Source organism: uncultured Hymenobacter sp. (assembly GCF_964242765.1).
Lineage (GTDB): Bacteria > Bacteroidota > Bacteroidia > Cytophagales > Hymenobacteraceae > Hymenobacter.
In genome coordinates, this window is record NZ_CAXTBM010000015.1 from 1 (window position 1) to 12,717 (window position 12,717).

9 protein-coding genes are annotated in these 12,717 nt (G+C 57.3%); 4 read left to right on the forward strand and 5 right to left on the reverse strand.

The window, feature by feature from the left end:
* Window positions 1-57 precede the first annotated feature (57 nt).
* Together ACFE7X_RS08335 and ACFE7X_RS08340 are read left to right on the forward strand one after the other, a co-directional pair.
* Window positions 58-1,503, forward strand: a complete 1,446-nt coding sequence (locus tag ACFE7X_RS08335) for a phytoene desaturase family protein (RefSeq protein WP_375435306.1) — start codon at window positions 58-60, stop codon at window positions 1,501-1,503.
* 356 nt (window positions 1,504-1,859) lie between these two features.
* Window positions 1,860-3,239 (forward strand): lysophospholipid acyltransferase family protein, encoded by a 1,380-nt coding sequence (locus tag ACFE7X_RS08340; RefSeq protein WP_375435214.1) that lies wholly within the window; start codon window positions 1,860-1,862, stop codon window positions 3,237-3,239.
* Window positions 3,240-3,303: 64 nt separating this feature from the next.
* Here the strand turns inward: ACFE7X_RS08340 and ACFE7X_RS08345 are convergent, their stop codons facing one another.
* The 5 genes from ACFE7X_RS08345 to ACFE7X_RS08365 all read right to left on the reverse strand — a co-directional run bounded on the left by ACFE7X_RS08345 (window position 3,304) and on the right by ACFE7X_RS08365 (window position 9,154).
* On the reverse strand, window positions 3,304-3,924 hold the full coding sequence (locus tag ACFE7X_RS08345) for a hypothetical protein (protein ID WP_375435215.1): 621 nt from the start codon (window positions 3,922-3,924) through the stop codon (window positions 3,304-3,306).
* Between the two features lie 33 nt (window positions 3,925-3,957).
* Window positions 3,958-4,590 (reverse strand): hypothetical protein, encoded by a 633-nt coding sequence (locus ACFE7X_RS08350; protein WP_375435216.1) that lies wholly within the window; start codon window positions 4,588-4,590, stop codon window positions 3,958-3,960.
* A complete protein-coding gene (locus ACFE7X_RS08355) occupies window positions 4,590-5,429 on the reverse strand; it encodes a metallophosphoesterase family protein (protein WP_375435217.1) in 840 nt (279 codons plus the stop codon). The genes ACFE7X_RS08350 and ACFE7X_RS08355 overlap by 1 nt, the downstream gene beginning before the upstream one ends.
* 429 nt (window positions 5,430-5,858) lie before the next feature.
* Window positions 5,859-7,514 (reverse strand): FAD-dependent oxidoreductase, encoded by a 1,656-nt coding sequence (locus ACFE7X_RS08360; RefSeq protein WP_375435218.1) that lies wholly within the window; start codon window positions 7,512-7,514, stop codon window positions 5,859-5,861.
* A 242-nt stretch (window positions 7,515-7,756) separates the two neighbouring features.
* Entirely contained in the window at window positions 7,757-9,154 is a 1,398-nt protein-coding gene (locus ACFE7X_RS08365; RefSeq protein ID WP_375435219.1) for a sensor histidine kinase, read from the reverse strand.
* Window positions 9,155-9,621: 467 nt separating this feature from the next.
* Between ACFE7X_RS08365 and radA the strand changes: the two genes are divergently transcribed.
* Window positions 9,622-11,007: a DNA repair protein RadA gene (radA, locus tag ACFE7X_RS08370; RefSeq protein WP_375435220.1), complete on the forward strand. Its 1,386-nt coding sequence runs from the start codon at window positions 9,622-9,624 to the stop codon at window positions 11,005-11,007.
* Between the two features lie 192 nt (window positions 11,008-11,199).
* Window positions 11,200-12,672: a TlpA family protein disulfide reductase gene (locus ACFE7X_RS08375; protein ID WP_375435221.1), complete on the forward strand. Its 1,473-nt coding sequence runs from the start codon at window positions 11,200-11,202 to the stop codon at window positions 12,670-12,672.
* The last annotated feature ends 45 nt before the right edge of the window (window positions 12,673-12,717 follow it).

Here is a 12,717-nt window from a genome sequence, read left to right on the forward strand (position 1 = left end):
GTTCTATACCTTCGAATAAACTTCTATTCGGGTACGGGTTCTTTTACCAACGAGCTATTGGACAAGCGAGATTTTGATGCGGTAGTGGTGGGTTCCGGGCCAAACGGGTTGGCGGCGGCTATTACCATGCAGCAAGCCGGACTGTCGGTGCTGCTCTTAGAAGGCAAGGACACCATTGGGGGTGGCATGCGCACAGCGGAGCTTACGCTGCCAGGTTTCAAACATGATATTTGCTCGGCTATTCATCCGTTGGCGGCCGAGTCGCCCTTCTTCAAAACTTTGCCGCTGGCTGACTACGGCTTGAAGTTAATCGACCCACCCGTGGCCGCAGCTCACCCGTTTGATACCGGGCGGGCGGCCAAGTTGGTTACCTCCCTCTCTGAAACGGCTCAGCAACTAGGCATCGACGAATCTACTTACCGGAACCTGCTTGAACCTTTGGTGCGCGACTGGCCGAAGCTGGCTCCTGCTATTCTAGGACCGCTCCGGATACCGCGGCATCCACTAGTTATGGCCCGGTTTGGTCTCGATGCCGTGCAGTCGGCGGCTATGCTGGTGCGGCGTTTCCGGACGCCGGAGGCTCGGGGTTTGTGGGCCGGTATGGCGGCGCATGCCATTCAGCCGCTGAGCAACATCACTACGGCGGCGTTCGGGCTGGTGCTGCTGGCGGTAGGCCACTTGCGCGGGTGGCCGCTGCCACAAGGAGGTTCGCAGGCCATTGCCGATGCCATGACTGCGTATTTCAAGTCGTTAGGCGGTACAATTGAAACCGGCTTCTACGTGAAGTCGCTCGAGCAATTGCCTTCTGCCCGCGCCGTGCTGCTCGATGTGACGCCCCGGCAACTACTTCAGATTGCGGGACACAAGTTTTCGTCGTTGTACCGCTGGCAGCTAGAGCGGTACCGCTACGGCATGGGCGTCTTCAAAATCGACTGGGCGCTCGATGGGCCGATACCCTTTACGGCGCCGGAATGCCGGCAGGCGGGTACGGTGCATTTGGGTGGTACGTATGAAGAAATTGCCGCATCAGAGCAGCAAACCAGCGACGGTCGACATCCCGAGCGTCCCTTTGTGCTGCTGGCGCAGCAAAGCCTGTTCGACCCAACCCGGGCCCCGGCTGGCAAACATACCGCCTGGGCTTACTGTCACGTGCCCAACGGCTCCTGGGTGGACCGGACCGAGGTTATCGAAAAGCAAGTGGAGCGGTTTGCCCCTGGTTTTCGGGAGCAGATACTGGCCCGGCATACCTTCGATACCGTCCAAATGGAGGACTACAACAGCAACTACATCGGCGGCGACATCAACGGCGGCATCCTTGATGTAACCCAGTTGTTTACCCGTCCCGCGCTGCGCGCATCTCCCTACCGGACTTCGGCCAAAGGCATCTACTTATGCTCGTCGTCTACGCCGCCCGGCGGCGGCGTGCACGGTATGTGTGGCTACCACGCCGCCCGGCAAGCCTTGCAGGATGTGTTCAAAAAAAACCTGCCGCCCTTGAAGTAGCACCCCAAATTCAGTTAACTGAATAGGCGACCAATGTAGAGACGCAACACTTCGCGTCTCCGCGTTGCTGAGGTTGTTTAGTTAGAGCGAGGTGTCAACTGTTCGACGCCGAGACGCCAAGCATGGCGTCTCTACAGCGTTCAAGGGGTGTGCAGAGGTAGTAGCGCAAAGCGCTGCTTCGCGTATCGTAGCCCGATGCTCGTTGCGACGTAAATAAATCCTACAACGATACGCGAGGCAGCGCTTCGCGCTACAGCTTATGGCGCTGCATTAGCTGAGCAGCTTAGCTTGTTGTACCCGAAGCTCAACCTCGCGTCAACTTGGCCGTTTGCTAGGTTCCGCCGTACTTGCTGCCTATGCTCTTCTATACTGTTATGAAGCCCCTGGTGCAGGTGGCCTTGCGCGTGTTTTTTCGTCGGCTCGAGATTAGGCACCGGGACCGGCTACAGACGCCGGGGCCGCTGCTCATGGTCAGCAACCACCCCAACACGCTCATGGACCCGCTGGTGGTAGCAGCCAACCGGCGCGAGTCTATTGCGTTTCTAGCCAAGAGCACTTTCTTCAAGAACCCCATTTCGCGGGCCATCCTTACGTCCGGCAATTCGATTCCGATCTACCGCCGCCAGGATGTGGAGACCGATGGCGCCCCGGTCACGAACGAGCAGATGGCGGCTCAGAACGAGGCCACCTTCGGTAAGTGCTACGATTACCTGGGCAAGGGCGGCACCATCATGATTTTTCCTGAAGGCACCAGCATCAGTGAGCGGCGCCTGCGGCCCCTCAAAACCGGAGCCGCCCGCATTGCGCTCGGCGCGGAGGCGCGGCACGATTTTAAGCTGGGTTTGCGGCTGTTGCCGGTGGGTATCAATTACTTCGATCCGCAGCACTTCCGCTCCGATGTGTTCATCAACGTGGCCCCGCCCATCCGAGTGGCCGACTACGCCGAAGCGTACCGCCAAGACCCGCTAGCCGCCGCCGACCAGCTCACCGAAGACTTCCGCCGCCACTTAGAACAGCGCCTCGTCATCACGCGCGACGCGGCCGAGGACGAACTGGTGCAGCAGCTAGAGCGCACCTTCACGGGCCACCTCATCGAAGACGACCCCCGCACGCTCTACGACAACTTCCAGCTTAGTCGCACGCTGCTCCAAGCCGTAACCTACTTCGACCAGCACGACCCCGGCCGCCTTACCGAAGCCCGTGCCCACCTGAGTGCCTACTTAAGCGAGCTAAAGCGCCTCGGCCTCACCGACGACGCACTGGAGTCGGAGCGGAAGGGAAGGACGCGGGGGGAGCGGGCGTTGCGGGCGGTGCTGAAGCTAGGGCTGGGGTTGCCGGTGTATCTGTACGGCGCCGTGAACAACTACCTACCGTATAAGCTGCCGTCGGTGGTGGCCAAGCGTGCCACCAAGGAAGTGGAATTTGTGGCGCCCATTATGATGGTAGTGGGCATGCTTACATTCAGCATCGGCTACATCATCCAGATTGCCTTGGTCCACCACTTCACGCAGGATTGGCGCTGGACCACACTCTACGGCCTGAGCTTGCCTCTAACGGGCTTCTATGCCCTCTCATATTGGAACCAACTGGCTAGCCGGGTGCGTCGAATACGGGCGTTGCGCCTCTTTCGTCAGCAGCGCCCCCTCATGGAAAACTTGCTTCGGCAGCGTGCTACCATTTTGCGTTTGCTATCCGAGGCCAGAGAGAAGTATCTGGCCAGAACTGCCCAGGAATAAAGCAGTGGGCCGGGCCTTACAGAGTTGAAGGTTGTGGCAATTCACCACGCCGTCCGTCGGCCACTTACCAACTGGCTTTCGAGCCGAAGCCTAGCGTAAGCAGTTCGGTGAACGATGGAGCGCCTTTGTTGGGCAGGCGGCTCAGCAAGTACAAGTCGTTGGTGCCGAATTCGGCGTAGCCTGATACCCGCGGCGGGCTCGGGTGGACAAGGGTCGGGCTGCCGGCGTAGGTGAGGCGCGGGGCCACGAAAATGCCGGTGCGGACCTTAGTAGAAAACCAGTAGTAGCCTCGCTGATAGACTTTTGTGTCGCGACTGTCGCGCATGGTGGCGCCGGCCGTATAATTGACGTAGCCGCCCACCCCGGCACTGGCGCGCCAATGCTGGCCGAAGGTTGGCCGGACCGGGAGGTAGGTGGTTTTGAACGTGAAAATGGTGAGTGGCTGCCCGCTAAGCCGGCCCGGTACCCGGCCCAGCAGCAACTCCGGCTCCAGCTTCTGGTGCATCAGCTGCACGCCGCCCCCAATAACCACCAAGCCAGCCCCGCCGCCCATTTGCAGCGTCAGAAAGAAGGGCGCCTTGCCTGCTGGCGGCACATCCCGCTGGGCGTGCGCGGCATGTGCTACAACTAAGCCAGCCGATAAGGCCAAGTAGCTGCAAAGTGGTTTCCGAATGGGAAAAAGCATACACTCCAGTAACTGAGGACAGAGAAACAAAGGCTAGAAATCCATCTTCAGGCCTAGCCCGAGCGTGAGAACATCCGCTGGACTCAACGATTTTCGGTTGGCGTTGCTGAACATGCTAACCAAATACAAGTCGTTGGAGCCTAGTTCGTAGTAAGCGGAAATACGGCGTTGGCGGTCGGAGGGGATTGCCGTGGGGCGCAGATACGAAAGGCGGCCGCCGAGCAAGGGTCCTATGCGTGTGTCCGTCGAAAACCAGTAGTAGCCTTTGGTGTATTGCCCCCGTACTTCGTCGTTGATGGTGTTATGGGTATAACTTCCGTAAATCCCGATGGTGAGAGGCTGGAGCTCAAACTTGTCGCTCAGCGGCACTGTGTAGGGCGTGTACAGCAGCTTAACAGTGGCAATGGAAAGGGTAGAGCCTGCGTGTTTTTCGGGCACGTACCCCACCAGAACATCCGCCTCCAGCCGGTCGCGCAGCGTGGTGTAGCCCACGCCCGCCGCTATCAACCCCATGCCGCCGGCTGTTTGCACCTGCACATGACTGGGGTGATACCAAGGTCGCGCCTCGAAAGCTGGAGCCAACGACGCGGCGGGCGCAGTAGTTGAAACTTGGCAAAACGCCGGCGTTGCTGCACTCAGCAGCAGCAGAGTAAAGAACTGGCGCATCAGAAGCGGACGGTTTTCAGGCGGTACTGCGGCTGGTCGTTGGCATCGTTCCAAACCGTCAGAATAATGTATTGGTCTCGCTCGAAGGAAGCGGAGTTGATGTAAGTCACGCCGTCATTGAACGTTTGACCAATCCGAAACGAGTGCCGGTGGCCATTCAACTCAAACAACAGCTTGGGCGCCGTAGCCAACGTGTTGGTATAAGCCGGTGTTAGTCGCGAATCGAAGTCGCCATCATCTGGCGGCACGTGCGACATCACCACTTGCCGTTTGGCGCCTTGCAGGTTATTTACTTGCTGCTGCAGCCACGGCACATCGGGAATCTTGCCATTGAAGTTGTATTCGCGGCTGTTGGTGTCGATAAAGGTGAACTTGGTGTCGCCGTATACAAACGAGTAGTTCAGGGGGCCAAAAATGTGCTGGTAAGCCTCCCGGCCGTTGCCCACTTGGTCGTGGTTGCCGATGACCGTTAGGTACGGGATGTTGAGCTTGCTCAGCCGCTCGTCTATCCAGCGCATTTCCCGCGCCAGCCCGAAATCCGATATGTCGCCCGCAATTACCATCAACGACAGTCCCTGCTGCTGATTCACGCTCTTGACCAGGTTTTCGGCGTGGTCGTAGAAGCGCTGCGAGTCGCCCGAAAACACAAAGCGCAGCGTGTCGCCGGGTGGCAGCGGGTTGGCCGCGAGGCGCGCCAAGTGCTTGGCCGTTAGATTGGTTTGGTCTTTCGACCCGTTGTACGCGTTGGGACTGAATTCTAAAATCTCGCAGCCACCAAGCAGTGTCAACGCCGCCGCGCAACTTGAAGCGCGCAGCCGGAACGAAGTAGAAAGAGACATAATAATGGAGGCACTAGATCAGCTAATAGCGCCCTACAACTTATAGGGCACCGCTTACATACCTACTGAGGTGCTTTAGTGTTTTCGGTACTCAACTGTTTCCATCTGCTTACGAAGAGGTTTCTACGGGCAAGTTTCCACCGAAAACGCGGTAGCACGTCACCAGGAAGCCTAAAATCAGAGCATTACCAAGCCACTATTTTCTTCGCGTTTCCAAGTAAATTAAATCAAGGAATAATTCACGTTGCGTCGTTTCCCAGCGGCCGTGGCTTCGTCCACGCTGCCATTGATGCTCGCCGTGGCTTATGCTATAGCCTCTGCTTTTTGAAATAATGAGAGTGTTGGAGCGTCCTGTCCACTCTCGTTCACGCGCCACCAAGCTAGAGGCAACAGTTAACAGCACGACTTGCTATGAACTGTGGCTTCTGTTTACTCATCCAGATACTGGTGCACAAACTTGATGGCCATGGAGCCTTCGCCCACGGCGGATGCCACGCGGGCCATGGCACCGGCTCGGCTGTCGCCGGCCGAGAACACGCCGGGGACGCAGGTTTCGAGCAGGTAAGGTTCCCGGTTGTGCTTCCAGGATGCGGCGTAGCGCGGGTCCGTTACTAGGTCGCGGCCGGTGAGCACGAAGCCCTTGTTGTCGCAGATAATGGTGCTGCGGACCCACTCAGTGCTGGGTTTCGCCCCGATAAAGACAAACAAAGCACGCGCCGGCCGCTTCTCGAATTCTCCGTTGATTTTCAGGACCACGTCTTCGAGATGGTCTTTGCCGCACACTTCCACTACTTCGGTGAAGGGCAGAATTTCGATGTTGGGCGTGTTGCCAATCTGCTCGATCAGGTAAGCCGACATAGAAGCCGCCAACGACACCCCCCGAATGACGATGAACACGCGGCGAGCATAGGTTGCCAAGTACATGGCGGCCTGCCCCGCCGAGTTGCCACCCCCCACAATGTAAACGTCCTGCTGGTCGCAGGAGCGGGCCTCGGTGCGAGCGGCGCCGTAGTACACGCCCGCACCACTGAGGCGGTCCATGCCCGGCACGTCGAGGGTGCGGTAGCTGACGCCGGTAGTGAGCACCACGGCGCGGGTGCGCACCTTGCTGCCATCGGTGAGGGTCAGGACTTTATAGCCATCTTGGACGCAAAGGTCAACCACTTCTTGGGGCGCCAGAATTTCGGCGCCGAGGCGCACCGCCTGGGCCCAGGCGCGGTGGGCCAGTTCGGCGCCGCTCAGGCCCGTTGGGAAACCAAGGTAATTTTCGATGCGCGAGCTAGTACCGGCCTGTCCTCCAAAGGTTTGCCGCTCGACTATCAGTGTTCTAAGGCCTTCCGAAGCACCATAAACGGCTGCCGCCAAGCCCGACGGACCGGCTCCAATCACCACCACATCGTACAGCTCCTGCTTGGCCGTGACCGTAAGGCCCATGCGCTGCGCCAGGTCGGTTTTGGATGGGTGAGGAATAACGGTTCCATCTTCGAAAATGACCAAGGGCAGGTCGGCGGCAGTGAGGCCTTTGGCCGTCAGCAGTTCTTGCGCTTCGGGATTGTTTTCGAAATCCAGCCACTGAAAGCCGACCATGTAACCGCTCAGAAAATCCTTGATTTCGTGTGACAGCGGCGACCACTGAAAGCCAATGAGCCGCAATCCGCTGTACTTAGGTGAGTATTCGCGCTGCCAAGCAGCCAGCAAATCGTGCAGAGTGGGATACAAGAGCTGCTGGGGCGGGTCCCAGGGCTTCATCAGGTAGTGGTCGAGGCGGGCATTGTTGATGGCCCGGATAGCCGCTTCGGTGTCGGCGTAAGCGGTAAGCAACACCCGCTTAGCATCAGGGAAAATAGTGCGCGCCTCCGATAGCAACTCCACACCTTCCATGCCGGGCATGCGCTGGTCGGCCAAGATCAGGGCAAGCGGCTCTTCCCGAGCCCGCAGCTCCCGCATCGTTTCCAAGGCTTCCTGACCCGACCCAGCCCGCAGCACACGGTAGTCACGCCGAAATTCGCTGCGCAAATCTCGGTCAACCGCATTCAGCACCTGCGCATCATCATCGACGGCCAGAATAATAGGTTTCTTATTCATGTGAAAGAGTAACAGCGATGAGTAACTGAGTAAGGAGTGAAACCCTTACCGGGTTGCTTGAATACCAATTTGATTGCTTAGATAGCTCAAGAAGGTGTATAAGTCCAGACGCGTGAAAGCACCGGAAACGACTGGCAAAGTAGCTGTCTGTTGGCGAGTAACTCTATAAAGTCAAGAAATATCTGCTTATAAGATAAACGGTTGCGCATCGCAAGTCAACTTCCGCGCGTAGCTGCAACCTGTTACTCTAGTAGTCCTACCGGCAGCCAAACACAAAACTCGGTGTGGTTGGGCTCGGAGCGGACCTCCAACTTGCCCCTGTGGTTTTCCACGATGCGCAAGGCAATATCGAGGCCGAGGCCGGTGCCTTCGCCGGCGGGTTTGGTGGTGAAGAACGGGTCCAGAATGCGCGGCAGAATATCAGGGGGAATACCGGGGCCATTGTCGATGACGAACACCCGGATATTTTCGCCTTCGAAGCGCGTGCGCAACGTAATTTCGCCACCGGGGGGCAAGGCGTCAATGGCGTTGTCGAGCAGGTTGGTCCAGACTTGGTTGAGGCTGCTCACCTGCCCGCTGATAGAAGGTAAACTCGGGGCGTAGTCGCGCACGAGACTGATGTTTTTCTCGCGCAGCTGGTAGCTAAGCATGTTGATCGTGCTTTCCAGACTTGCATGCACATCGAGCGGGGCAAAGCCACCGGCGCGGTCCATGTGGGAGTAGGTTTTCACGTTGCCAACCAGCGTACTGATGCGCCCGCCCGATTCTTGCACATCCTGAATAAGCCGCAGCATAGTGAGCTGGGTCGAGAGCCAGGTAAGGGCGGCCGGGCGCGCGGGCGCGGGCAGGGCCGCGGTGGCGGCTTCGAGCTGCGCCGGCACCAAGCCTGCATCTAGCAGACCCGCCGCCAGCGAATAGGAGTCAACTACCTCTTGCGTGTCCAACCAGTCAATCAATTCGTCTTCGCGGTCGGCCCGGGCCAGCCCCGAGAGTGGTGGCCCAACGGGTGGCGAGGTGGCAGCCAGCGTAGTAAGGGTGGCCAGGGCCGCTGGCTCAGGGCAGTGGCACAGTAAGTCGCCGAACTGCGTAGGAGCCTCGTGCAATCGACTGGCCAACGCCTCCGCCGCCCGCACAATTGCGGCCGCCGGATTGTTGAGTTCGTGCGCCAAGCCGGCTGACAGCTTGCCCAGAGCCCGAAGCTTTTCGTCGCGCTCCTGGCCCCGCGCTTCGTTGCGGGCCCGGTCGCTCATCAGGCCTACCAGCCGCTGCACCAGTTCCGGACTCACCCGCTCTAGCTCCGGGAATAAGTTGCGGTGCAGGGCATACACAGTGGTTGGCCCCATTGCTACGCTCAACCCCTTGATAGTCTGGAGCCGCGAGTAAGGCAGCACCCCACTGATTTGGCCCGCCTCCACCCGGAAAATTGGCTCTCGGTTGCCGTTGCGCAGCGCGTAGAACTGGACGCCACCCGCCAGTAGCGCTACCATGTATTCAGCCGGGTCGCCGGGCTGCTGAATGCTCTGGCCCGCCGCATAGTCCCGCCGTTCCCCGTGTGCAATCAGCCATTCCAGCGTTTCGGACGGTAAATCGGCCAGCAGCGGTATTACGGAAAAGTCGGCGACAGTAAGTGTAGAGGACATGATAGGGAGGTAGTTGATGGAAGAAACCATCAGGCCAGGCGACGCTGAAGCATCTTTGGTAAGATGGTAGTAATCTGTCCTGCTGAAGGTACCAAAGTATCTCTGCTGTCAAAGGAACTCTTGCGCTGGTCAGAACAGTGAGCGGGAGCCTCCTACTGCTTTCGTCTTAAGCCGTTGGGTTAAGTTACACGTTCTGGTGCTCACCTGTATAGCCACCTTTCTGCAAGTGAAGGCACTCTGCTGATAAGAGACGCACGAAGCCAGGAATTACTTTACCTCCCACCTCTGCGCGCTGTCAGCAAGTAAGAGTCGGCGTTACCCGTGCCCGCTAGCAATTAAACAGCCACTCTAACAGGCAGCTTGGACAACGGTTCGGAAAAGCTTGGCGCCGCTTTATCTAAAACCTGTTTCCAACCAAACTTTTCTGCCTACCTCGGCATTATAGCTATTCCTCCCAACCCCCACGAATGGCCAAGCTTAAGACCCTATACTTCTGCCAAAACTGCGGTGCGCAATCAGCTAAATGGATTGGCCGCTGCCCTAGTTGTGGCGAATGGAACACCTACGTCGAAGAAGTTATTCAGAAAGAAGAACCCACGGCCGCCAACGCCTGGAAAGCTAGTACCAGTGTGGGCGGCACCAGCAAAGCCGCCAAGCCCCGCGTCATCTCCGACATTCTGTTCGAGGAAGAACCCCGCATGCTCACCCAAGACGGTGAGCTGGACCGGGTACTCGGCGGCGGACTGGTACCGGGCTCTTTGGTGCTGATTGGCGGCGAGCCAGGCATCGGCAAAAGCACGCTCATGTTGCAGATTGCCATGACCTTGCGCCAGCTCAAAGTGCTTTATGTATCGGGCGAGGAGAGCGAGCAGCAAATCAAAATGCGGGCCGAGCGGCTCGGTGAACAACATCCTGGCTGCTACATCCTCACCGAAACCAACACCCAGAACATCTTCAAGCAAATCGACCAGCTCCAGCCCAACGTGGTTATCGTCGATTCTATTCAGACGCTGCACTCGGGGCTAGTGGAAAGTGGCGCGGGTTCGGTAAGCCAGGTGCGCGAATGCACCCAGGAGTTGCTGAAGTATGCCAAAGAAACCGGCGTGCCCGTGCTGCTTATCGGTCACATCACCAAAGACGGCTCCATTGCGGGCCCCAAAATCCTGGAGCACATGGTAGACACCGTGTTGCAGTTCGAAGGCGACCGGCACCTGAGCTACCGCATCCTGCGTACCATCAAAAACCGCTTCGGCTCCACCTCCGAACTTGGCATTTACGAGATGCAAGGTACTGGCTTGCGGCAGGTTAGCAACCCGAGTGAAATCCTGCTTAGCCAGCGCACTGAAAGCCTAAGTGGTATGGCCATCGGGGCTACGCTCGAAGGCAACCGGCCACTGCTAGTAGAGGTGCAAGCCCTCGTGACGCCCGCCACCTACGGTACACCCCAGCGTAGCTCCACGGGCTTCGATGCCAAGCGCCTGAACATGCTGCTGGCCGTACTCGAAAAACGTAGCGGTTTGCGCCTCGGTCAGCACGATGTATTTCTGAACATTGCCGGCGGCTTGCGGCTTGACGACCCGGCTCTCGATTTAGCAGTTTGCGCCGCTGTTGTGAGCAGCTTAAATGACCTGCCAATTCGGGGCGAAGTATGCTTGGCCGCCGAGGTAGGACTAAGTGGCGAAATCCGGGCAGTGAGCAGATTAGATCAGCGGTTGAGTGAAGCAGAGAAGCTTGGATTCGCTGAAATGTACATTTCTCAATTTAACGCCCGAGGCCTTGATCTATCCCGCTATGGGATCCGAGTGCAACCTGCAAGCCGGCTTGATGCAGTATTGGAGGGTTTGTTTGGATAATAATGCAAAAACAAGCTCTTACGCTCGCTTAACGAAAAAAAGGCGCGAAATGGATTGGACTTTCACAATCTAAATGCCTTATCTTCGATTCGCCAATTGACTTATACCGCGAAGACAGAACAAACGCGAGTTTTGTTCTAGCCTACGTTCGTGATATTATTACCATGTTAAGAGCTTGAAACTCCTGCTTCCATGTCACATGCTATTCGCTTTTTAAAGGGGAGCCTCCTAGCTGCCGGCTTGATAGCCTTATCTTTTGGGACTCAGGCGCAAGGTACTGTTACGCTTACGGGCAAAGTGACAGGCCGCACCTCGGACACCGTAGCTGTGTCCGTACGTGAAAATCCCTTAGATCCGAAAGAGCAAATCACCTACGCTCGTATCAACGATAAGGGCGAGTTTCAGATGGCGCTCAAGCTTGATGGCCCGGCCCGCGCCGACCTCGTGCACGGTGACGACGTAACCGACCTTTTCTTGGAACCCGGTGACGCCATGGACATCCGCTTTAAAGGCAGCGACATGGCAAGCACCGTCCGCTATAAAGGCCGCGGCTCGGAAGCCAACACCTACCTCACCGAAATCGACGAGCAATTCGTGGAAAACGAGGGGTTTCAGGTCCTTCCCGAAAACATCATGCTTTATGAGGCAGGTTTTCTTTCGTTTCTCGATTATCGCCGCAAACAGGAAAAGAAATTTCTAGCTCATGCCACCGAGGACAACCATTTTAGTGAGGCTTTCAAAAAGTACGCTCAAGCTGAAATAGATTACAGCTACGCCAACGACCGGCTCACCTTTCAGGATTTGCGGGAGCAGATTGTAGCCACCGAAGGCCGCTTAAAGATGACGCCTACGTACTACGACTTCCTGAACGATAAGACCCTCATCAACAGCGAGGCGGCTATGCGAAGTGAGACGTATCAGGAATTCTTGCTGAACTATGTACACCATGCGGCCACGGCAAGCGGTAAGCAGCGCACGTTTCCCGATTTTTATCAAGTCTGCTACGATGTGGCTAAAACCCAACTCAGCGGTATTGTGCGGCCCATCATCATGGGGCGCATATTACAGGAGTCGTTCCGGTTTGGGCACGTAAAGCAGTCGGCCGCCATGCTGGCCGACTTCAAGACGATAGACACCAACAACCGCTACTTCCCGGTGCTTCAGCACGATTTCGAAACCCATAAGGCGTTTGCTATTGGCTCCCCAGCTCCCAATTTCAAGCTGGTAGCTGCGAACGGCGACACCGTGCGGCTTCAGGATTTTAGAGGCAAGTTGGTGTATCTGAACTTCTGGCGCACGACCAGCGGCCTCTGTTTGCGCGACTTGCCGTACGCCGCCGAACTCGCTCGCAAGTTTGAAGGCAAGAATATTGTGTTCATCAACATTGCGCTTGATGACAACGAGGGCGCCTGGAAGCAACTGGTAGTAGGCAAGAAGCTGGCTGGAATCCAGGTACACCAAAACGGTGGTCTTCGGTCGCAAATAGCCCGTGCGTATGCGTTGGAAGATGTGCCAGCTTACTTTTTGCTAGCCGAAGATGGTAGTTTCCTCAACACCAAACCCAAGCGTTTGAGCAGCCACGCCGCCATCGACGAAATCAAGGAATCATTCGGTAAAGCCAGCACCTATACTAGCCTGATGCCTTCCGAAGCCACAGCGAAATAGTGGGAGTTGATTTCAACAAGCTTAACACAAAAAGCGCCTCTCGAA

Coding starts and splice junctions, on each gene's coding strand:
- ACFE7X_RS08375 (WP_375435221.1), top strand. CDS start 11,200: ATGTCACATGCTATTCGCTTTTTAAAGGGGAGCCTCCTAGCTGCCGGC.
- ACFE7X_RS08360 (WP_375435218.1), bottom strand. CDS start 7,514: ATGAATAAGAAACCTATTATTCTGGCCGTCGATGATGATGCGCAGGTG.
- ACFE7X_RS08345 (WP_375435215.1), bottom strand. CDS start 3,924: ATGCTTTTTCCCATTCGGAAACCACTTTGCAGCTACTTGGCCTTATCG.
- ACFE7X_RS08365 (WP_375435219.1), bottom strand. CDS start 9,154: ATGTCCTCTACACTTACTGTCGCCGACTTTTCCGTAATACCGCTGCTG.
- ACFE7X_RS08350 (WP_375435216.1), bottom strand. CDS start 4,590: ATGCGCCAGTTCTTTACTCTGCTGCTGCTGAGTGCAGCAACGCCGGCG.
- ACFE7X_RS08355 (WP_375435217.1), bottom strand. CDS start 5,429: ATGTCTCTTTCTACTTCGTTCCGGCTGCGCGCTTCAAGTTGCGCGGCG.
- radA (WP_375435220.1), top strand. CDS start 9,622: ATGGCCAAGCTTAAGACCCTATACTTCTGCCAAAACTGCGGTGCGCAA.
- ACFE7X_RS08340 (WP_375435214.1), top strand. CDS start 1,860: ATGCTCTTCTATACTGTTATGAAGCCCCTGGTGCAGGTGGCCTTGCGC.